General features: G+C 37.6%; 14 protein-coding genes and 1 pseudogene. 7 read left to right on the forward strand and 8 right to left on the reverse strand.

Annotation, left to right across the window (positions count from 1 at the left end; all coding sequences use genetic code 11):
* Positions 1-170: 170 nt before the first annotated feature.
* Complete coding sequence (locus ACWPWS_RS10210; RefSeq protein ID WP_454046407.1) at positions 171-2495, reverse strand: GEVED domain-containing protein; 2325 nt, start codon at positions 2493-2495, stop codon at positions 171-173.
* Positions 2496-2698: 203 nt separating this feature from the next.
* Between ACWPWS_RS10210 and ACWPWS_RS10215 the strand changes: the two genes are divergently transcribed.
* Together ACWPWS_RS10215 and ACWPWS_RS10220 are read left to right on the forward strand one after the other, a co-directional pair.
* Complete coding sequence (locus tag ACWPWS_RS10215) at positions 2699-3130, forward strand: hypothetical protein (protein ID WP_454046408.1); 432 nt, start codon at positions 2699-2701, stop codon at positions 3128-3130.
* Positions 3131-3144: 14 nt separating this feature from the next.
* Positions 3145-3993 carry an IS3 family transposase gene (locus tag ACWPWS_RS10220; protein WP_209785203.1) on the forward strand — a complete coding sequence of 283 codons (849 nt, stop codon included), beginning with the start codon at positions 3145-3147 and terminating at the stop codon, positions 3991-3993.
* A gap of 68 nt (positions 3994-4061) precedes the next feature.
* On the opposite strand, the gene ACWPWS_RS10225 is transcribed toward ACWPWS_RS10220, so the two are convergent.
* The gene (locus ACWPWS_RS10225) at positions 4062-7340 is read right to left on the reverse strand and encodes a fibronectin type III domain-containing protein (RefSeq protein WP_454046409.1); all 3279 of its coding nucleotides are present in this window, start codon (positions 7338-7340) and stop codon (positions 4062-4064) included.
* A gap of 346 nt (positions 7341-7686) precedes the next feature.
* Entirely contained in the window at positions 7687-12357 is a 4671-nt protein-coding gene (dnaE, locus tag ACWPWS_RS10230) for a DNA polymerase III subunit alpha (RefSeq protein ID WP_454046410.1), read from the reverse strand.
* A gap of 260 nt (positions 12358-12617) precedes the next feature.
* Here dnaE and ACWPWS_RS10235 point away from each other — a divergent pair, with 260 nt between their 5' ends.
* The 4 genes from ACWPWS_RS10235 (at position 12618) to ACWPWS_RS10250 (ending at position 19407) form a co-directional block, all read left to right on the forward strand.
* Positions 12618-14759, forward strand: coding sequence for a S8 family peptidase (locus tag ACWPWS_RS10235; RefSeq protein ID WP_454046411.1), 2142 nt, complete (start codon positions 12618-12620; stop codon positions 14757-14759).
* 75 nt (positions 14760-14834) lie between these two features.
* Entirely contained in the window at positions 14835-16907 is a 2073-nt protein-coding gene (locus ACWPWS_RS10240; RefSeq protein ID WP_454046412.1) for an alpha-ketoacid dehydrogenase subunit alpha/beta, read from the forward strand.
* Positions 16908-17114: 207 nt separating this feature from the next.
* Positions 17115-18143, forward strand: coding sequence for a bestrophin family protein (locus tag ACWPWS_RS10245; protein ID WP_454046413.1), 1029 nt, complete (start codon positions 17115-17117; stop codon positions 18141-18143).
* 172 nt (positions 18144-18315) lie between these two features.
* A complete protein-coding gene (locus tag ACWPWS_RS10250) occupies positions 18316-19407 on the forward strand; it encodes a serine hydrolase domain-containing protein (protein ID WP_454046414.1) in 1092 nt (363 codons plus the stop codon).
* A gap of 24 nt (positions 19408-19431) precedes the next feature.
* Here ACWPWS_RS10250 and ACWPWS_RS10255 read toward each other — a convergent pair whose 3' ends face one another.
* A complete protein-coding gene (locus tag ACWPWS_RS10255; RefSeq protein ID WP_414846837.1) occupies positions 19432-19890 on the reverse strand; it encodes an Lrp/AsnC family transcriptional regulator in 459 nt (152 codons plus the stop codon).
* Between the two features lie 157 nt (positions 19891-20047).
* Here ACWPWS_RS10255 and ACWPWS_RS10260 point away from each other — a divergent pair, with 157 nt between their 5' ends.
* Positions 20048-21277: an aminotransferase class I/II-fold pyridoxal phosphate-dependent enzyme gene (locus tag ACWPWS_RS10260; protein WP_105684682.1), complete on the forward strand. Its 1230-nt coding sequence runs from the start codon at positions 20048-20050 to the stop codon at positions 21275-21277.
* 293 nt (positions 21278-21570) lie between these two features.
* Here the strand turns inward: ACWPWS_RS10260 and ACWPWS_RS10265 are convergent, their stop codons facing one another.
* The 4 genes and pseudogenes from ACWPWS_RS10265 to ACWPWS_RS10280 all read right to left on the reverse strand — a co-directional run bounded on the left by ACWPWS_RS10265 (position 21571) and on the right by ACWPWS_RS10280 (position 23872).
* Positions 21571-22275 (reverse strand): hypothetical protein, encoded by a 705-nt coding sequence (locus tag ACWPWS_RS10265; protein WP_454046415.1) that lies wholly within the window; start codon positions 22273-22275, stop codon positions 21571-21573.
* Positions 22238-22852 (reverse strand): hypothetical protein, encoded by a 615-nt coding sequence (locus ACWPWS_RS10270; protein ID WP_454046416.1) that lies wholly within the window; start codon positions 22850-22852, stop codon positions 22238-22240. The genes ACWPWS_RS10265 and ACWPWS_RS10270 overlap by 38 nt, the downstream gene beginning before the upstream one ends.
* 93 nt (positions 22853-22945) lie before the next feature.
* Positions 22946-23257, reverse strand: a pseudogene (locus ACWPWS_RS10275) (RHS repeat-associated core domain-containing protein); the annotation flags it as partial.
* 69 nt (positions 23258-23326) lie between these two features.
* Entirely contained in the window at positions 23327-23872 is a 546-nt protein-coding gene (locus tag ACWPWS_RS10280; RefSeq protein ID WP_454046417.1) for a hypothetical protein, read from the reverse strand.
* Positions 23873-23885 lie beyond the last annotated feature (13 nt).

Consider the following 23885-nt stretch of genomic DNA (forward strand, 5'->3'; position numbering starts at 1 on the left):
AACAATGGGTAATACTCCATCATCAGTGATGGCCACAGGATAAAATATAAAAGAAGAGCAGAATATTCTGTTCTTCTTTTTTTATAAATACTTTCAAAGTCAAAATCCCAGCTCCCATAAAAAAGACGGATCATAATGACCCGTCCCCTTCTTTTTATTTAAATGATGAATTATTTTTTAATCGCCTTGATCGTCTGTTTAGATCCGTCTTTCATTTCCAGTGTTATTAAATAAACACCCTGCATTAGATCTCTTAAATGAATCACAGATTCAGGGTTTACAATTGTTTTTACCAATCTTCCTGTAGCATCTGTTACTGATACATTTTTCACTTTTTTAATATCGGAGATATTCAATACGTCTGTAAACGGATTAGGATAAACCTGAATACTGTTTTTCGCTACAGCCGTTTCAGCTGTTGCCAGATTCGCGTTGTTAATACTAATATCATCTATATACAGATTATACTGATCCGGATCTGAATAAGCATTAAATCCAAAGAAATATATTCCTGTTGTAGGAACTGTAAATGTTATAGATTCTGTATGAGCCATTTCATCATTAATTGAAGGATAATCTGCTATAGATCCTGTCATCGCTGATGCATCAGGTAATGTTCCATAGGCAACTTTCAATTTTTCAACATAAGTTGAAGAGTTATTACCATACTTATAACTGATTGTATACTGCACTCCAGCTGTCAGATTCAACCCTTGGGTAAAGAACCATGCATTTCCGGAATTGGAAGAGTTGTAATGATAATTTAACACATTAGTAGTGAATCCCTGACTATCAGAAGGAGGATCCATTGTTTCCCAGTTATTTCCTGTTCCTGCATTAACATTGATTGTACAGCCAGGAAGAGCTGGAACGGTAACGTTTTCAAAATCTACCGTATAAGGAAGGTTCACACTTGAACACAATGTCATAAATGTAGCAGAATCACTCCATACACTTTTGCTTGTTGCACTACATGCAGATCTTACCCACACATAATAAGCAGTGGAAGGCGCTAAGCCAGGAATATTATAAGTAGCCGCCGTAATTCCTGTAAAATTAGGTGTACTTGTAGCTGTAGGCGCTGTATTGGTTGTGCTGTAATAAATATCATATCCGTTTGCAGGTACAGGAGTAGCTGCCGTCCATGAAACTGTAGCTCCTCCGGCCGTAATATTTGAAACAACTAAGGCATTAGGTTCACTACAAGCTGGTGCTACATCTATATTAATATCATCCACATACAATTGATTCATATTCGCATCAGAATATGCCTGGAATCCAAAATAATAAACTCCTGTGGTAGTGGGTGTGAAGTTTGCAAAAGCACTTGTTGCTGTACTGGAAACAATATTTGAGTGATCTGCTAATGCATTGGTCATTCCTGCGCCTGTAGCTGAAGTTCCGTAGGCTACCTTTAGTTTTTCTACGTATACCGTTCCTTCTGCATTTGCATATTTATATTTAATTCTATAGGTTACCCCTGCAGTAAGGTTAATACCGTTGGTAAAAAACCAGGTATCAGCATTATCGGCATAGTCATAAGAATACTGAAGGACATTTCCTGTAAATCCTTGAGCATCCAGAACACCTGTCTCCCACAGGTTTCCTGAACCGTCATTCACTACTGAAGTACAGCTCGGCATATCAGGTGGAGTTATACTTTCGAAGTCCAATGCATATGGCACCCCTACAGAAACACAGGATGTCATAAATGTTGCCATTTGAGACCACGCGCTCTTATTTGAAGTACTGCATACAGAACGCACCCACACATGGTAAGTAGTGGCTGCTGCAAGTGAAGGCAGATCGGCAGTTAATCCACTGCTTGTCCCGGAAACCACTACGGAAGCAGAAGGATATGTACTGGAGGTTGAATAATAATATTCGTATCCGTTGCCCGGAGCAGAAGACGGAGCAGTCCATCCCACCTGAGCAGAATTTGCTGTAACTGCGGATACCGTTAATGCAGATGGCGCAAAACAAGTTGGAACCGCACCAATAACTACTGTATAATCATGAGCTTCTCCATATCCATCAGTATTACAAGGAATAGGATCACTGGAGAACCTGTCTCCCACTCTCATTCTGTAAGTACCAGGAGTAACGGTAGAAGGAATTGTGATAAGCCCTGAGGTAATATTGTTTGCCCCTACAAGAGTACTACTCGCAGAAGCTACAAGTTCCGGAGCTGCATCATCAAAAGTTCCGTCGTTATTAAAATCTATCCAAACACGTACATTCTGATCACTGTAGCCATGTTTAACACTAAAATCATAACTTAAACCTGCACTAAGGTTAATTGTCATAGAAGTGTAATCTCCATATGCATCAGTAGAACAGCCTGTATCAGGATGATCAAATCCGGCACCCGGAATTGCAAAAGAATCTATCACATCTCCTCCACTACACCCACTAGCAAACGCTGGCGTACAGTAAGTCTGTGCGGAGGATAAAAAGCCGGCCATTAAGAAACCAACAAGTAAAAAATTTCTCATATAAAAACAGTATTAGTTAATCAAATCTAGTGAAAATCAACAATAAAAAAAATATTTTTTTAATTATCTCATAACGAATTAAACTTTTCCTTTAACAAAAGATAATTTCACCTATAAAAAAAGAGACTACTCAAATTGAGCAGCCTCTTCTTCTTATTTTTATGTCTCGTCCTAACATAGCGTTACACAAAAAAAGTAATTTTATGGAATCACTTCACAATCAGTATGTAAAACGTAGCCAAAAGGATTACAGCGTCTCCTTTAAATTGGCAGTAGTAAAAGAAGTAGAGAGTGGCAGTATTGGCAATCGTGCAGCAATGCGTAAGTATGGTATTCAAGGTCACGGAACTATAACGGAATGGCGAAGAAAATATGGTACCTTTGATATAGACAACCGCTCCCAACATAAAGCTATGCAAACACCTGAACAAAAGATTAAAGAGCTGGAAGAGAAGTTAAAACGTCTGGAACGTCATAACGAATACCTTGAAACCCGTTTAACGGAATCGGAAGACAAAGCCGCTATTCTGGATAAATTGATAGACCTGGCGGAGGAAGAATATTTGATTCCGGTAAGAAAAAACTCCTTTCCCGATCAATCCAGCATCTCAGCAAAGAAACAAAAAAAACGATAAGTTATCTTTGTAGATTGGTCGGGATCAACCGACAGCACTATTATCGAAGCTTTTGGCTTAGAGATCAAAAACAAGCCCGGGCTGACCAAGTGATTACACTGGTCAATAACCTGCGTTTGATGATGCCTCGTGTGGGTACAAGAAAGATCTATCATATGCTGGCGGACTCTCTGCATACATTACATGTGGGACGAGATAAACTTTTCAGCATACTCAGAGCCAATCATATGCTCATAAAACCCAAAAGAAACTATCGAATAACCACCAATTCCCATCATCGATTCAGAAAGCATAAGAATCTAATAGAAAATATGCCATTGGAACAGCCGGAACAAGTATGGGTTTCAGATATCACTTATATTGGAGGGCGAGACAGGAATTGCTATCTGGCTTTGGTTACAGATGCTTATTCTAAGAAAATAATGGGATATGATCTTTCTAATAGTTTGGCAACTGAGGGATCTCTGCGGGCCCTGAATATGGCTATAAAGAGAAGAAATTATAAAAAAAGCTTAATTCATCATTCCGACAGAGGGTTACAATATTGCAGTCATGTTTATCAAAAAATATTGAAAAAGAAAAATATCAGACCCTCAATGACTGAAAGCTATGATCCTTATGCAAACGCTATTGCAGAAAGAGTAAACGGAATACTCAAACAAGAGTTCTTATTAGAAGATTATCAGGTAAATATACAGACAATGAAGTTATTGGTAGAAGATGCAGTTCACATTTATAATACCAAAAGACCACATTGGTCGTGTTATATGAAAACACCCGAGCAGATGCACAAACAAAATAGTGTAAAAATAAGAACGTATAAAAACAAATATAGTTGTCGGGAAAACCCAACAACTATATAATAAATATTAGTATTTTTATCCTATTAATATGTAACGCTTATTTAGGACTAGTCATTAAGAAATTATTTTTATCTCTTAATTGCTTTAACGGTTTGTTTAGATCCGTCTTTCATATTCAAGACGACTAAATACAATCCTTCTTTAAGATCTCTCAATTGAAGTTCAGAAGAAGGTTTTTCAATAGTTTTAATCAATCTTCCGGAAACATCAATGATTGAAACAGATTTCACTTTAGACACATCCGAGATCGTTAATGTATCAATAAATGGATTAGGATATACGTTAATCTTATCTGCTTTCACAGAAGTTTCAGAAGTCGCTAAATTAGGATTTTGTTTTACTTCAACATTATCTAAAAGAACATCATCATAGAAATATCCGTTGCCACTTACATTTTTATCCACCGTAAATCTTACCTGAATAGTTGCTCCGATATAAGAAGCTGCTAAAGGAACAGCAACTGTTCTCCATTGGTTTAAGTTTGTATTATCACTAAATATCACTACCCATCCATTTCCATCATTCACTTCTACAGTAAGTTTATTATTATCATAACTTGAAGGCGAAACTGTAGTAGTAGATACTGTAGAATGATTTTTAAACCAATCAAAAGAAACAAGCGGGGCTGTTAAACCTGTTAAATTTACAGAAGGAGTAACCAATTGTACTGTATTTGTACCAGCTCCTGCATAAGGTGAGCTAGCATCTACCCATGCATAGGTACCTGCAGCTTTTCCGTTATTAGCAGGGCTTGCTCCGTAATCTGCACTTCCAGAGAATTTCCAGAAAAGGTTTGCATCAGTACCTGTTGCCGTAGGATTTACATTATTCCAACAGTTTGGTGCTGCTCCACTATCAAAGTTTTGAGTAAATGGTGCCATAGCAGTTCCACAAAGTGTATTAAATGTAGCAGCAATGCTCCATGCACTCTTATCAGAACCACTACATACTGATCTTACCCATATATAATATGTAGTAGAAGGAGACAGCCCGGCTAAAGGAGCTGAAGTGGTAGTACTTGTTCCTGAAGCTGTAGTAGAGGCAGTAGGAGCTGTACTGTTTGGCGAATAATAATATTCATATCCGTTTCCAGGAGCAGTAGCCGGTGCAGTCCATGAAATACTTGCTCCATTGGTAGTAATTGCAGATACCGTAACTCCTGATGGTTCTGAACAAGTAGGAGTAACATCTATATTAATATCATCAACATAGATTTGATTCATATTAGCAGCAGAATACGCCTGGAATCCAAAATAGTAAACCCCGGTTGCATTTGGTGTAAAGTCTACATAAGTAATTACAGCAGTTCCTCCGATAATATTCGCATGATCCGCTAAAGTATTTGTCATTCCAGCACTTGTAGCTGAAGATCCGTAAGCAACTTTTACTTTTTCAGGATATTGTGTTGTTCCGGTTGCATTAGCATATTTATATTTGATTCTGTAGCTAACTCCGGAAGTAAGATTTAAACCTTGTGTAAAGAACCATGTATTGGCAGCATTACTACTGTTATATGAATAGTTAAGCACTTTCCCTGTAAAGCCAGTTGGAGCCGTTGCAGTTTTCCATACATTTCCTGAACCACTATTAATAGTAGTTGTACAATTTGGTAAAGCAGGCGTTGTAACACTATCAAAATCTAAAGCATATGGTAAATTAGATGATGTACATGCTGTTTGGAAAGATCTCACTGTACACGCTGTAGCAGGCCCTGTAATATTAGCTGTATAGGCTGTTACAGAATAATAATAGGTAGTGGAATAATTCAAAGGTGTAGAGAAAACATAAGAGCTGCTAGTTCCACCAGCAATATCCATATCTAAAACATCATTTGCTCCTGAAGTTGTTCCTACTTTTAATTTATAACCGGAAGCACCATTTATTGCAGTCCATGTTATGGTAGGCGTTACACTTACTCCTGTAGCACTGGATGCAGGCGCTGTAACTGTAGGACAAAGGCCTAATGTTGTGAAGTTCGCTGAACTTGACCATATCCCTTTATCTGTTCCGTTACAATTTCCTCTTATCCAATAATAATACTGAGTTGAAGGAGTCAAACCGGATAAATCTGCAGTTGTTACTCCTGCACCTACAGAACCTGAAGGCGTCACCGTTGCATTAGGGGTAGTTGAAGATGTAGAATAATAATACTCATATCCATTCCCTGGAGGTGTTGTTGAAGCCGTCCAGCTTATCGTTGCAGACTCAGGAGTTAAAGCTGAGGAAGAAAGACCGTTTACTGTACTTGCACAGTTTGGTGTTGTGGTAAAAGATCCTGCGGATGCATATCCACTTCCTGACCCGGCAGCATTTGGAATATGGGAGTAAATAGATTGAGCTGCCCCATTTAAAGCCTGAACCTGAACCTGATAAGTTGTATTCTGAGTCAGTCCATTAATGGTAGCAGTAGCAGCGGATACCGGGTTACCACTATAATTAGTCCAGTCGCAGCTTCCAATCGCTCTATATTGAACATTATAAGTCGTTGCATCTGTCGGAGCAGTCCAATTGATCGTTGCAGCATTATTGGTTATTGCTGTTGCAGCAGCAAAAGTTCTTACCGGAGCTTGCGTACCGGGTGCCCATGAATATTGCAGCCCAGCCGGGATTTTAACACTTGCATTGGTTGTGCTTGAGAAAATCATAGTACTGTTATTAGCACTCGCTGTAACAGCTTTAGACCAATCGCAGGTAGTTCCAGATGGTACATTTCCAATCATCAGGGAATTTACATTGGATGCATAAGTAGTACTGTTTCCTCTTATCCCTACCTGTGGTGTACTGCCTGAAGTACTGGTACCCGGATCTGTACAGTTTCCGTAGATCACCTTTATTTCACCTGTAGCGTAAACCAATCTGATCTGGAAATTTAATTTTTCAGTAGATCTGTTATGGTAGTTAGCATGATCCTGCCACTGTACCACGAATTCAGTTCCAAGATCCTCATATCTCACCTCATGGTTTCCTGCTGGCTGCGGTGAATCTGTTGATAAAAATCCTCCATCCTGTCCAAAAGCAGAAATTGCTCCTGTAGTTGATCCCAAACTTGACATTGGAGTATAGTTTGTTCCTGAAGGTGCCGCTCCAAATGTTATAAATCCATTGGCGCTCACATAGCATGTTGTCATGGCAACACCGCCAAAGTTAAAAGGCGATGATAGAGGAATTGCGGCAGATACCTCATTGTCATACGTTGTATTAGTTCCGGTAGGGAATAATTTTGTACCTCCCGTAATTGAGGTATAAGCCACCCCGGTACTTTTCGAAAAAGTATAGTTGGCGACATTAGTTTGTGCAAAAACTCCCATACTTAAGGAAGCCAGGCACGATAGTAGTAATTTCTTCATAAAATAGTAATAATAAAAGTTAGGGCGGTAAATTTATAAATATTAATTTAAATTTTAAATGGAAAATTAAAAAATATCATAAAATTTTAAACAAAAACAATTAAAATTAACTATAAAACCCAATAAAATCAAACGTTTATTTAATTTTAATAACTATTTCATAATTAATAAAAAAATAACAAAACACTGAAAATCAAATATTTAAATTAGTATATAATTAAAATAGACTTCAGAAAATTTTTCTATTTAACATAAAAAATTATTTAAAATTTTTCATCAATATTGAAAATATGTAAACAAAAAAAAGAGTGACATAAGCCACTCTTTTTTGTATAGGTAATTTTTTCTAGTTTAAATAAAACTCATACTTATTAAGAAGTTGAATTTCCTTAATCAGATCTCCATTCAGGTCCACTGAATGTTTCATAGACTGTACTTCGATATGGGAATCATCCTCAAGGTTTTTAATAAAGAATTTCAGTTTCTGATTTCCTTTATTTCTGTCGAGAACCGTTCGGAAGAAGTCGAGATCTTCCGGTCTTACATCCATCACATCCATGACTAACGAGATACTTTTTGCAAATCTTTCGAAAGCTTCCTGAAGCTCTATCACATCATTTACATTCACAAAGACTCTTCCATCTTTAACCTGAGCAAATTTTATTTTAAAAATAACAAATCTCTGAACCTCCAGCTTCTCTTTCAACCTCATATAATCTCTGTCACCCAATCTGAATGAATAAGATCCGGAATAATCTTCCAGCGTAACAAAAGCCACTTTTTCACCACTTCTGAAACCATCTTTTACTACATATTCCGTAATCAGACCAGCAACAGTATATTCTTTTCCGCCGCCACCGTTTTCTCTTTCTTTCTGCATGGTTTTCCAGTCTTTCTTTTTCTCTTCAAACAGCTCTTCCTGCTTATTTGCAAAAGCCTGCTCTTTGTAAGCATCCACCTCATCCAGATTCAGGAACATGAAGTTACCTTTAGGCTCAGCCTTTTTAGTCACCTCTTCCACTACCTCCTCTTCACCTGCCACAACATCATCGGACACAATTTCTGTAAGATCTACAGCGTCATCCTGAGCATCCTGCTCCAAGACAGGCGCTTCATCTGTCACGACTTTCTCTTCATCATTTTTTTCAAGAACAGATTTTTTGGAAAGCTGCCCCTGCATAAACTTGAACTGGTACTTGAACTCATCCAGCGGATGCGCAGAAAGATAGAAGCCAATGATTTCCTTTTCTTTGTTAAGCTTATGCATATTCGGCCATTCCGGGCAAGGTGGCAGTTTAGGCTGTTCAATCTGAACTTCTTCCGCAAAATCAGCAAATAATGAATGTTCCATCTCATTTTTACTTTCCTGAAAGCTTTGTCCATATCTGATCAACCGTTCAAGATTGGTTTTTCCGGCCATGTCAATATCAAAATACTGTCCTCTGTGGAAAGAGTCCAGTTCATCAAAACCACCGGCAAGCACTAAACTTTCCGCTACTCTCTTATTCATCTGTGAAGGCAATATTCTTTCAAAAAAATCATAAATATTTTTAAACCTTCCGTTTGCTCTTTCTCTTGTAATTGCTTCACTTGGTCCTTCCCCAATTCCTTTGATAGCTCCCAATCCGAAACGGATCTGTCCTTTTTCGTTTACTGAGAATTTGTATTGGGATTCATTCACGTCCGGACCTAATACATCCACGCCCATACTTTTACAATCCTCCATGAACATGGTAATTGAATCCGTATTGTTAATGTTGTTACTCATCACACTCGCCATATATTCAGCAGGATAATTTGCTTTTAAATAAGCCGTTTGATAAGCAATAAATGCATAACAGGTAGAGTGAGATTTGTTGAAAGCATATTCTGCAAAGGCCTTCCAGTCATTCCAGATTTTCTCAAGCCTTTCTTCATTCAGGTTGTTTTTTCTACCTCCTTCAATGAATTTCGGGTACATTTTATTAAGAACATCAATCTGCTTTTTACCCATCGCTTTTCTCAACGTATCGGCTTCACCTTTGGTAAAATTGGCCAATTTCTGGGACAAAAGCATTACCTGCTCCTGATAAACAGTAATTCCGTATGTTTCTTTTAAATATTCTTCTGTTTCCGGTAAGTCATAAACAATCTCTTCAATCCCATGCTTCCTGTTGATAAAGTTTGGAATATATTTGATCGGACCCGGACGATACAAGGCGTTCATGGCAATAAGGTCAGCAAAAACAGTGGGTTTAAGTTCCCTCATGTATTTTTGCATCCCTGGACTTTCATACTGGAAAATCCCTACTGTTCTTCCTTCTTTAAATAGCTGATATGTTTTGGTATCATCAAGCGGAATAAGATCCGGATCAATATCTACATTATATCTTGCCTTCACAAGCTTCAATGCATCTTTAATGATAGTCAGAGTTCTCAACCCCAGGAAGTCCATCTTCAAGAGACCGGCACTCTCCGCCACGGAGTTGTCAAACTGTGACACTAAGATATCAGCATCTTTTGCTGCAATGGTTACCGGAACCAGATTACTCACATCTTCCGGTGTAATGATTACCCCACAGGCGTGAATTCCGGTATTTCTGATACAGCCTTCCATCTTTTTGGCACTTGCCAAAACTCCATGCCGTGCATCATCAGGACTGTTAAGAACATACCTCATCTCATCAACGAGCATCTGTTCTTCCGGTTTTAATTTATCATATTTTGCTAAAGCTTTCGCAATATTCATCCCCGGACTCGGAGGAATCAGCTTAGCAATATTGTTTGTATCAGGAATTGGAACATCCAGTACTCTTCCGGCATCTTTAATAGCAGATTTCCCACCCAAAACCGAGTAAGTAATAATCTGTGCTACCTGAGTTTTTCCGTATTTCTCAACTACCCATTTGATAATTTTATCTCTTCCTTCATCATCAAAGTCAATATCAATATCGGGCATGGATACCCTTTCCGGATTCAGGAATCTCTCAAAAAGCAGGTCATATTTAATAGGGTCTACATTGGTAATTCCAATACAGTAAGCTACAGCAGAACCTGCAGCAGAACCCCTTCCCGGCCCTACCCAAACCCCCATATTACGGGCTTCATTACAGAAATCCTGTACAATAAGGAAGTACCCCGGATAACCGGTATTGGCAATTACTTCAAGTTCGAAGTCGAGACGTTCTTTGATTTCATCGGTAATACCGCCAATTGGGTCATATCTTCTCTTTGCTCCTTCATAAGTAAGATAGGTAAGATAGGCCATTTCCCCTCTTTTTCCTCCATCTACCTCATCTTCAGCATGGATAAATTCTTCCGGAATATCAAACTTCGGAAGGAGAACATCTCTTTTTAAGGTATAAGGTTTAAATTTCGCAGAAAATTCCTCATACGCATCAAATGCATCAGGATAGGCTAAAAAGGCCTCTTTTATTTCATCGGAATTCTTGATATAATATTCACCTGTTGCCAGCCCTCTTCTTTTACCAAACCCTTTTCCAATAGGCGTTGTCAGCTTTTCACCATCTTTGATACAGCTTACAATATCCTGGATATTGGCATCATCTTTATTGGTGTAAAAAGTCTCATTCTGTGCTAAAATTTTAACATTATATTTATCCGCGAAATGGAGTAAAACATCATTCAAATGCTCTTCCTCAGGCAGTTTATGATTCTGAATCTGAACATAAAAATCATCTTCAAAAGTATCTTTCCACCATTTGAAAAGCTCCTCTCCTTTCTGTTCACCGGTATTTAAGATAGCATCAGGAATATCACCCATAATTCCGGAAGTGAGTGCAATCACTCCTTCTTTATATTGTGCTATCAGCTCTCTGCTCACCCTCGGAACCCCAAAATAGAATCCTTTCAGAAAACCGATACTGGAAAGTTTTGCCAGGTTTTTGTACCCGTTAAAATCTTTTGCCAAAAGTACTACCTGTGTTCTCCTGTCGGGATCATCTTTGGTAAACTGTTTTTGTTCATAACGTTCCGAAATATAGAATTCACAGCCAACCACAGGAATAAGCGGTTCAGAAACAGGCTCTTCTTCATTGAACTCCGTTCCGTTTTCTTCTGCTTCCTGCTTTTTTGCTAAATATTCTTTATGCTTTTTTGCTCTGTCCCCATTAGCTCCTTCCACTGCTGATACGAACTTAAAAGCTCCCATCATGTTTCCAAGGTCTACCATACCGACAGCGGGGAAATTTTCGTCTGAAGCTTTTTTAATCAAATCATTGATACTTGATGTAGCCGTCAATGTTGAGAAAACACTGTGACTATTAAAATTGAAATATTTCCCTAAATCAATTTCATCAATACTCCCGAAATCCTGTTGCTTTTTCTTATTATGAAAATCTGCAACCTGCCTTCTGATAACAATATTAAAAGGCTTAATCGGATCCGGATAAAGACTTCTGAAGTAAGCCAGCTGATCTTCTGAAATCTTTAAGGTTTCAGCAGGTACAACTCCGATTCTTACCATCTCAAAGAAAGCTCTGGCTGTAGCATTTACGTCGGCAGCAGCATTATGGGCTTCATCAAATTTATTCCCATAAAGTTTTTCATAAAGCTCTTCCAATTTCGGAGGTTTGAATCTTCCTCCACGACCTCCGCCAAGCTGACAGTAGTCGGTTCCCAAAATCATGGTATCTGCTTTGGGTTTTTCCTGAAGATTATCTTTCAGGTTTTTTCTGTAAAATTCTGCTCCTACAATATTATAGTCGAATTCTACATTATGCCCGGAAACCACTCTTACCCTTTCAAGGACTTTAGAGAACTCTTCAAGAATCTCCTGGAGATCTCGTCCTTCTTCATTGGCAATCTTGGTGGTAATTCCATGAATACGTGCGGCATTGAAGGGAATATCATACCCTTCAGGTTTTATTATATAATCCTGGTTTTCAATTAAGTTCCCATCATCATCATGCACTTGCCATGCAATCTGAACCATTCTTGGCCAGTTATCCGAGTCTGAAAGCGGAGCGTTGAAATTTTTTGGTAAACCGGTTGTTTCTGTGTCAAAAATTAAATACATATAATGTTCTAACTTTTTTATAAAAGAGAATGTAAAGTTACTTCATTTTTTCCAATTTCATATCAAAAACACAAAGAATCAACCCTAGCCCCAACAACAAAATAACATGATTTTATTAAAAAAATAAACAATTCAAACAATCATGAAATAAAATATTAAAATTTCATTAAAAAAATTAGAATTATATACTAAAACCAACTAGGTATCAGTTTTTTACCATAGATTTGATCAACTGTATTTTTAACAATTTATTACTCAAAATGAAGAAACAATTACTTTTACTCAGTGTTTTAGCTATTACACTAATAAATGCGCAAAACAATGAAGAATTAAACCGATCATTTGAACGCCAGAGAATAGACAACAATGAAAAATTTGAGGCTTATACATCTAAACGATATAACGCTAACAGAACTCCTGAAGTTTTAAAAGAGATTGAACAGCAAAGAACCAATCTGGCAGGTTTTTTACCTGGCAACAAACCGTATTTTTTCAAGGCTCATGATATGGACCAGATTAAAAATTCCAATGCTGATTTTTTACAGGGAGGAAACATTACGGGCTTAACAGGTTCATTCAATGGAGAAGGTATTAAATTTACTATTTTTGACGGCAGTACTTCCTCCGGTGTAGCGAGAGTATTTGCCGGACACGTTTTTTTTAACAACCTTCCTAACAGAATCACAAACAAAGAAAGCAGCACCGTTAATTATGGAGACCGCGCAACAGCCGTTTCCAGCTTTATTGGAGCGAAAGACTATCCATACACCGTAACCTTCACGAACGGAACAACCAGACAAGTCAATTTCAAAGGTATTGCGCCTAACTCTACCATTGTAGCCTATGCTTTTGGAACTTCTGTTCTGGATGGAGAAACTACCCAAAGCACGGTATTTCAAAAAATCATCAAGGCACAACCTAATATTTCAAATCATTCCTATGGAAGTAACCAGGGATGGGCAGATCCTCAGCTGATTAACAACGAACCGTCATGGGTCTGGAATGGAGCATTTTCAAGCCCAAACACTTCTTTTGACGCTCAGGGAACTTATCATAGCAACGATCGTGACTACGACCAAATTGTATACAATAACCCTTCTTACATTATTATAAAATCCGCAGGAAATTCATTTGGCGATGGACCTAGCGCTGCTACAAGTACTTATAAAAAATATTATACAGATAACACTGGAAATTTAGTAGAATTTGCAGCAACAGATACACTTCCTCCCAGCAATTGCGCACAGGGATACGATTGTATCGGGATTGGTTCTCTTGGAAAGAATATCATTGTGGTAGGTGCTGCAGACAGAATTACAACGAATGATGGAAGATATACAGCTTCTTCAGATGTTATCCATTCCAGTTACAGCAGCGCAGGACCAAGGGATGACGGAGGTATAAAACCGGATATTACTGCTGTAGGAACAAGTGTTGCGAGTGCATGGACTGATAATAATGCAACAGGAGGCAGTAAGATTAATATTGGAGATGGTACTTCTTATTCTGCCCCTGTCGTAACAGGTATTGTGGGACTTTGGACACAGATCAATAAACAGCTGTTTGGAGGAAATGTTTTAAATGCTGCATCAGCAAAAACCTTAATGGTTCACTCAGCTAAAGAAGCAGGAAACATAGGCCCTGACCCACAGTTTGGATGGGGCTTTATTGACTCGAAAAAAGGAGCGGAACTTCTTGTAGGAAAATCAAATAACACTATTATTTTCAATGATGAAACTTTAAACAGCGGAGTTGCCAATGTAAAAACAGTAAAAGCATCAGGTTCAGAGCCGTTAAAAGTGACCATATCCTGGATAGATCCTGAGTTCACCAACTTCACCAATCAATGGAGCAATATTTACAATAACAGAAGCTCCAAGCTGATTAATGATCTGGATCTGAAAATTACAGATACGACTACTAATACCGTGTATTATCCGTGGAAACTGGATGCCAACAATCCTATGACTCCTGCCACAAAAGGAGATAATACAGTAGACAACGTAGAACAGGTTGTAATTGATGCTCCGGTTGCCGGAAGAACTTATAAAATTGAGATCACCAACAAAGGCATATTGAAAAATAACTCAGGAGGCAATGCTCCTCAGAACTATTCTGTCATCGTAACAGGATTTACCGAGCTATTAGGAACTAAAGACCTTTCAAATCCTCTTAACAATCTCGCTATCTCCCCAACGATCACAAAAGATGTTACAAACATTCTAAAAGCACCTAAGAAATCTACCTTCAATGTGTATGATCTTACAGGTAAAAAACTGCAAAGCGGCACTATAAACAATGATAAAGAAACGGTAGATTTATCTGCTTACACAAAAGGAATCTACATCATTGAAGTAAAAACAGACAAAGATGTTATTTCTAAAAAAGTGATCAAGGAATAACCTATATAAACAAAGATTTTTCACAAAATACTAACAGTTGTTAGTATTTTGTTTTTTTATGTATATTTGCTTCCTATGGAAAATGCACTTCACGAAAAAGTTTCTCAGGATATATTACTCAAAGCGTATAATCATATGATGCTGGCTAAGGCAATGGCTGATATTTATGAAGAAAACAGAAACATATGCAAATATGTTCATAGTACTTCAAGAGGCCATGAAGCCATTCAGCTGGCAACAGCCTATCAGCTAAAGAAAGAAGACTGGGTTTCTCCTTATTACAGAGACGAAAGTATTCTTTTAGGAATTGGTTTTGAACCTTACCAATTGATGCTTCAATTACTGGCTAAAGCTGACGACCCTTTTTCAGGAGGAAGATCTTATTATTCTCACCCTTCAAGTAGGGATGAAAACAAACCGAAGATCGTTCATCAGAGCTCCGCAACCGGAATGCAAACCATCCCTACTACAGGAGTAGCACAGGGAATTAAATATATTCAGGATTTCAATCTTCAGAATTTTGAAAATAACCCTGTGGTTGTATGCAGCCTTGGAGACAACTCGGTTACAGAAGGTGAAGTGAGTGAAGCGCTACAATTTGCAGCATTACACCAACTTCCTATCATATTTTTGGTTCAGGATAATGAATGGGGAATTTCCGTAACGAAGGATGAAGCAAGAACCTGTGATGCTTATGATTTTGTAGCAGGATTCACGGGATTAAGCAGAATGAGAGTAGACGGGACTGATTTCGTGGAAAGTTTCGAAGCCATGAAAAAAGCTGTAGATTTTGTAAGAACAGAAAGAAAACCTTTGGTTGTGTGTGCAAAAACAGTACTGATTGGCCACCATACTTCAGGAGTAAGAAGAGAATTCTATAGAGACGAAGAAGATTTAACAAAACATAGAGCTAAAGATCCGGGAGAAATCCTTAGAAAACATTTACTGGAAACAGGTGTGGATGAAGATCTTTTAAAGCAAATCACCAAAAAGGCCCGTCTTGAGGCAGAAGAGGCTTTCGAAAAAGCTAAAAATGCAGAAGATCCAAAGCCTGAAACTGTAATGCAGCACATTTTTGCTCCTACTCCAATTACTGAGGAAACAGGAACACGTGAGCCTGCTAACGGAGAAAAAATTGTAATGGTAGATGCAGCCATCCATGCTATACAGGAATTGATGTGGAAACATCCTGAAGCTCTGCTTTACGGACAGGATGTGGGGGAAAGAATCGGTGGTGTTTTCCGTGAAACGGTTACTTTAGGAAAAAAATTCGGAAGCAAAAGAGTTTTCAATACAGCCATTCAGGAGGCTTATATCATTGGATCTACAGCCGGAATGAGCGCTGTGGGATTGAAACCCATTGTTGAGGTTCAGTTTGCAGACTATATCTACCCGGGAATCAATCAGTTAATCACAGAGATTTCAAAATCCAACTATTTAAGTGGGGGAAAATTCCCTGTAAGCAATATCATCCGTGTTCCTATCGGAGCCTATGGCGGCGGCGGTCCTTACCACAGTGGAAGTGTTGAAAGTATACTCGCCAATATCAAAGGAATCAAAATAGCTTACCCAAGTAATGCTGCAGACTTTAAAGGTTTATTAAAAGCAGCTTATTATGACCCGAATCCGGTAGTAATGCTGGAGCACAAAGGTTTATACTGGAGTAAAGTTCCGGGAACTGAAGATGCTAAAACAATAGAGCCTGCTGAAGACTATGTGCTTCCATTTGGAAAGGGTAAAGTAATCATTGAGGCTGATAAAGATGAAACTGAAAAAGGCAGAACTTTATTAGTGGTTACTTATGGTATGGGAGTTTACTGGGCTAAAGAAGCCGCTAAGAATTTCAATGGAAGAGTTGAGGTGATTGATCTGAGAACATTAATTCCTCTTGATGAAGAACTTGTTTTTGAAAGAGTAAAAGCCCACGGAAAGTGTATTGTTCTTACGGAAGAGCAGCTTAACAACTCTTTTGCAGAAGCTTTTGCCCACCGTATTTCTAAGAACTGCTTCAAATATCTTGATGCGCCTGTAGAGACAATGGGATCACTGGATGTACCTGCCGTTCCTATCAATCTGGTTCTGGAAAAAGAAATGCTTCCCAATGCTGAAAAGCTCAGCAATAAGATCGAAGAAATGCTGAAATATTAATTTTATATCAACTTAAAACCTCTAAAAATTTTTAGAGGTTTTTTTATGCATTTTTTTCACTACTTTTAATTAAGATTATCAATCTCAATTCTAGCTCATTATAAACTAAAAAAACTTGACTACCCATTATCTGACAGGCATTACAAATTAAAATCTATTATAGTTTGGTATTTATTTTGTCTGTACACGCAAAACACATCCATCTTTATGATCACAACCAAATACGTCAATTATAAACAGGTTCTCAATCTGGCCGGTGTACATCTTATCTTTATATCAATCTGGTGTACCTTAATTGCTGTTTTCTTTTATTTCTTCAACTGGCACTGGATGACGATTCCCTGGGTTCCTGTTGCACTGATTGGTACAGCGGAAGCCTTCCTTGTGGGTTTCAAAAACAACCAGGCTTATGACAGACTTTGGGAAGCCAGAAAAATCTGGGGTGGCATTGTGAATTCAAGCCGCTCATTTGCTTCTATGGTATATGCTTTTGATACTAAAAATGAAGAAATTGGTGTTTTTGATCTTGAAGACCGTAAAAGAAGAATTGTTTATCGTCATATTGCATGGTTATATACTTTCCGTGAGCAGCTTCTGGTACCTACTGAATGGGAACACATCAGCACAGAAAAAAAATTCGGGAATATCAACCTGAGAAGAAACAGACTGATTAAAGCGGGATTCCCGGACTATGGCAGAGCCCCTATTTTCCTGCACAAATACCTTTCGGAGGAAGAATATGAGCTTAAGAATGATTATAAAAACTTTGCCACTTATCTGGTTTCCCAACAGGCAAAAGATATCAATGAGCTGAAAAATATGAATGCGATTACCGATTTCAACCAGACTCAGCTGCAGAATAGTTTAAATGAATTCTATAATTTTCAGGGCCAGGCAGAAAGGATCAAAAAATTTCCTTCTCCAAGACAGTTTGCCAGCACAGCCTTTGTTTTTAACATCCTGTTTATTATGCTTCTTCCACTGGGATTGGTCAATGAATTTGCAAAGCTTGGTGATTGGGGAATATGGACTTCTATTCCTTTCTGTATCATCATTGGATGGATCTATATTATCATGGAACTTGTGGGAGATTATTCTGAAAACCCTTTTGCAGGATTAATGTTTGATGTTCCTATGCTTTCTATCTGCAGAACGATTGAAATTGACCTTCTTCAGATGAGCGGAGAAACAGATCTTCCGGATCCTATTTCTTCTAAAAATGGGGTTCTCGTATAACATAACCTGATATCAGAATTACATCAAAAAATATTCGGTAAAATAATTTTAACATCTCCATTGTTTTTCATAATTTAGAGCTATTGAAAGTATAAGCTAAGTCACTCCATACTGGTTCGGTTGAGCTTATATTTTTGATCAACTAATAATTTATCCCTTCTTTTTTTAAACAATGAGATCCAAGCAAGTACTGCAGGTTTTGACAATGCTATGTCTTACCCTATTCTGCCCTACAGTGAAATCACAGGCAGCATTCAACAAAGAACTGCCCAAAGAATTTACAGACCAATTCACCAAAGAAATCAATGACAGTATTCCCTCTCTGGGATCTTTTATTGTTTCCCAAAACGACAGACTTCTGTACCAACAGTATTTTCATGGAGCCAACAAAGAATCCGTTTTCAGTATAAAATCTGTTACCAAAAGCATTGTCTCTGTTCTGGCAGGAATTGCAAAAGATAAAAACCTGCTTCCCAACCTCAATACTCCGGTTTTAAAAATCCTTCCGGAATACAATGTCTCAAGGAGCAGTTTTAAAAATATTTCCAATATTGAAGGAAAAGTGGTTCATGATTCCATCAGAAATACCTTAACGTTAAAAAATATCCTGACCATGCAGGGAGGTTTTGATTGGGTTGAAAATTCAAAAATATCAACGGCAATGTCATTTTCCGGCGACCCTGTAAAGTTTGTTCTGGATTTGCCATTCGAAGAATATCCGGGTACTGTTTTCAATTATAATAGTGGTGAATCCCATCTTTTTGGAGCTGCATTGGCAAAAATTGTAAAGACAAACCTGAAACAGTTCGCGACAGAAAATCTTTTCAGACCTTTAAAGATGAATGTTACCCGATGGGATACGGATTCCATGAACAGAAATTTGGCAGGTTCAGAGATGTTCATGAAACCTGAAGATATGCTGAAATTTGGTTCTATGATCCTTAACAACGGAAAATTGGGCAGCAAACAGATTGTCTCACAGAAATGGGTTCAGGAATCTACAGCTGAACATGTAAAACTGGATTCCTGGGATGTCATGCCGGATGCCAACGGATATGGCTACTACTGGTGGCGAAGAAAAACCAACGGCCATCAGGCTTTCGTAGCAACCGGTTATGGAGGTCAGCTTATCTGTGTAATTCCTGATTTAAAAATGGTAATTGTAACCACTTGCTTTTTGAATGATAAAAACAAAGGGAGATCCGATATTAAAAGGCTTCATTATTTCATTGATAAAATAACAAAGGAAGATCACATCAAATAACCCAATCCGGAATTTTTTAATACCCTACAATACAATCGCCGTGGTATTCTTCACTTCGGAAATCATAAATGAGCTGTGTGTACTTGCGATGTGCTGAAGTGTCGTCAGTTTCGTCAGCATAAAGCTGCGGTAGTCTTCAATATCTTTAACACCTATTTTAAGAATATAATCATAATCTCCGCTTACATGGAAACATTCTGTAACCTCCTGAAGATCCATCACCTCTTTTTCAAACTGCAATACAAATTCTTTTTTGTGCTGGCTCAGTTTTACGTGGCACAGGACTATGAAATTTTTCTTAACTTTACTCCTGTCCAGCAAGGCTACATATTTTGAAATAACCCCTGCATTTTCAAGTTTTTTTACACGCTCATAAACAGCTGTAACAGACAATCCAAGTTTTCCGGACAGTTCTTTGGTGGTTTGCTTACAGTCTTCCTGTAAAAAAAACAAGAGTTTCTTATCAGTTTCGTCAAGTTCCATAGATAATTTTTTGGTAAAAATTTAACAATCCCGAAGATACTAAATAAATTTTCTAAATAAACAATATTTTACAGTTTTATTTTCTATAAATTCAAATTTATATTGTAATAATTAGCAAATTAATGCAAATTGGGACGATAAAATAAAAACAATATTTATGGAAAACTTTAACGCAGCCAACGAGATCCAGGATCTTCAGTATTTTGGTGAATTCGGAGGAGTGAATCCTTCTATCTCTGATAGCTCTACGTATACATTCCTTTCTGCAAAGACCATGTTTGATACTTTCGAAGGAAATGCCGAAGGATGCTACCTGTACTCCAGACATTCATCTCCAATGAATCTGTATCTGGCGCAGGCCCTTGCCAAGATGGAAAATACAGAGTCTGCCAACGTTACAGCATCAGGAATGGGAGCTATTACTTCCGTTTTGATGCAGGTGTGCAAAAGTGGAGACCATATTATTTCAAGCAGAACCATTTACGGAGGAACCTATGCTTTTCTTAAAAACTTCATGCCTCAGTTTAATGTTGCAACCACTTTTGTTGATATCAACAATTTTGAGTCGATAGAAAAAGCCATTACACCTCATACTAAAGTTATTTACTGCGAAAGTGTGAGCAACCCGCTTCTTGAAGTGGCAGACCTTAGAAAGCTTTCTGAAATCTGTAAAAAACACAATCTGAAGCTTATTGTAGACAATACATTCTCTCCCCTTTCCATCTCTCCTACTTTATTCGGAGCAGATGTGGTGATTCATAGCCTGACGAAGTTTATCAACGGAAGCAGTGACACGGTGGGAGGAGTATATTGTGCAACTCAGGCATTTATTGATGACACCAAAAATGTCAATTCCGGAGCATGTATGCTTCTGGGACCTACGATGGACAGCTTAAGATCTTCAAGTATCTTAAAAAACCTGAGAACATTGCACATCAGAATCAAACAACACAGCCACAATGCGATGTATCTGGCTGAAAGATTCGAAAAAGACGGATTAAAAGTATCTTATCCGGGATTGCCGTCTCATAAAAACCATGAATTAATGAAGAGCATGCTTCATGAAGAATATGGATACGGCGGACTCCTGACGCTGGATGCCGGAACCACAGAAAAAGCAAATGAACTGATGGAATTGATGCAGACAGAAAACCTGGGTTATCTTGCAGTAAGCTTAGGGTTTTACAAAACCTTATTCTCATGCTCAGGAAAATCCACCTCATCTGAGATCCCGGAAGAAGAAAGAGCTTCCATAGGTATTTCAGACGGACTGATCAGATTCTCCATCGGTCTTGACCACGATATCAAAAGAACTTACCATAAAATGAAAGAGTGTATGCTGAAAGTTGGAGTTCTTAACCACCATGAAAACATTTCTATCATCTAAATTTATTGTAAAAAGGCTGTTTCATTTGGAACAGCCTTTTTTTATTTTTTTTAATTTATCAAAGTGGTTGTTGAGATTCCTACGGAATGACAAACTATGTGGGCAAGGTAAATGCATCGTTAGAATTATAAATGTTGAATAATTAATGCAGATTATATACACGGTGTCTTTGTCATTCCGTAGGAATCCAGACTACCACTTTGATCTGCAGTAGGAATTTAGAAGAATAAGATGGGTTTGTTGTAATGATTAATATGGACACGAGCAGCATACTCGCGCCAGCGAGGAAATATTTAACTGAAGATTACAGGACCTATTGTTATCTCCCATTTTTCGTTATTACCATACTTATATTTGTCTTCCAACAGAACTTGGGTACTGTCCACCCATTTCCATTTTGCATAATAAATAAATTCGCCATCATAAGGAGATTTTTCAATGATCTTTTTACGCTCTATCTCATTATTGTTTTTATCAGATAGTATAGAATAAACCTCAAAAACATCTATATCCCAATTACACCAAAAATTTATTTTGTGCTTTTTATCGGGAGATAATTTAGGAGTTCCTACGAAAAATTGATATTCCAGATTCTTTTCTAAGCAATTATTATAAGCATCTATCAATGGCTGCTTTTCCCACTTTTCAGCATCTGCGATCTGCATCATGCCATTATGGATAGCTTCCAACTGCATGCGCTTCTTGCCTTGTTTATCCAATTTTACATAGCTTAAAAAATCAAAATGATTTCGAATTGAAATAACGTCTGTATAACTTTCATAATATTCTAATAAATCCCCCCAATTATCTCTAATATTGATATTAGCTTTTACAACTTTTCCTGTATTCAATTCTTTTAACATAGAACAATATAATTCTTGTACACACCATGTTTCAGAATTAATAAACTGATTTTGATGTCCTTGCGTGTAACACGCCAATGTTATTTGGTTTAGCATTTTATTTAGGCCGTTTTTGGTTAAGAGGTGATACTCCATTATTTGCGTTTTTAAAAGCGTCGACTTTATCTTTTTCCCAATCAAGCGCATTTTTTCTATTTCCAAGGTTTCCGTCAATAACTCTACCCCCCACATTGGGATCGCTCTTATATTTTGTTTTCAGTTTTTGATTTATCCTTGAGGAACCACCATCTTTTATTTGTGTAGCACTTCGTTTTTGTCCACTTATTCCATACTCCAAAACACCTCCTGTCTTCTTGTCTAATATTTCATAACCATGTTGGGCCTTCTGACTCAGCTTAGAGTTTCCATGAACCGTCTTTACCGCATCTTTTACCTCTTCAAACCCTTTTACAGCAGGCGATCTTCCTCCTTGAGCGGTTAACATTCCTTCAGGTCCACCAGCAACAGATAGAAGTATAGTCCCCCAATCAAGAGCCCCGTTTGCTACTTTCTCTTTCAAGGATTCTTTAGGAACCCCTGTAAGCAAAGTCAGCCCGCCATCTTCACCAACTACAAGTTTATTTCTTACAGCGTCATTCGAGAAAAAATTAGCTGTTCTTGCAACATTATTGGCGACTGCGGCTCTTAGACTGTTAATCCCACCACCAATCATTTCTGCAAATTCTGCAGGATCACTAGGAAGATCTTGTGCTCTTTTTGTACTTTGCCACTCTAAGCCTTCCAGCTCTCTTCCATCAACAACTCTATTCTCTGAGAAGTTGTAATGTGACTGATATGTGTATTTTTCACTTAAAGGATCTACATTAAAGAACCTTCCTATCGCAGGATCATAGTTCCTCCATCGGTAAGAACTCCAGCCTGTTTCTGTCTGTTTTTCCTGCCCCTGAGAAGAGTATTTGTAATTTGGAGATATTGAATTGGCAGTAACTAGCTCTCCTCCAAACTCTAGCCCGAAAGGATAATAATGAGTAGCTCTGTCTATTGTAGGATTTCCGGAAGCATCTTTGTAGTATGCCAGTCTGATGTTTCCTACCTGATCGGTATAATTTATTAAAATTTAGGGTATTGTTTTCAATACCCTAAACTATTTCTAGCATAGTTGAAAAATTATAATAAAAGATAATATTTAAACCTTCTTTTTCCATCCTAAACCACCTCCCATTTCTTCCGCGTTATTTTTCTCAATCCATTCTATCGCAGATTTTGAATATAAAAAATCTTTATCATTAGAATATCTTTGCAAAAATTCTTTTTTAAAATCCTTAATCACGCTATCAGACCACTCACAAAATGAATTTGATTTTTTTTCCAGTTCATCATTTTCATTATAAAAGGATTTTACATAATAAAACCTACCTCGTTCTAATATATCTTTTTCTTTGGAAATGAATCCCCCCAAACTTAGCTCCAAGACTGGGCTTTTTCTTATGTCAAAGTATTTGATACCGTTCTTAGTTGATAATATTTTAGTTTCATGTAGAAAACGATTATTGGTCAAATAAACCATGGAAGGAAAATCGTTTTTCTGAGGCAATTGTTCCAACGGAAGAATTCTAAAATCATCAGTTATATTTTCTTCTAGGAGCACCTTTATCTCGTTAGTAGCAAAGAATTCATTAATTCTAGGATACTCATTTTCTGTTATAAAAAAATTTAATTGCTTCGAAGCCATTTCTGTTTAATTT

The sequence above is a fragment of the Chryseobacterium sp. Marseille-Q8038 genome, from assembly GCF_965111995.1.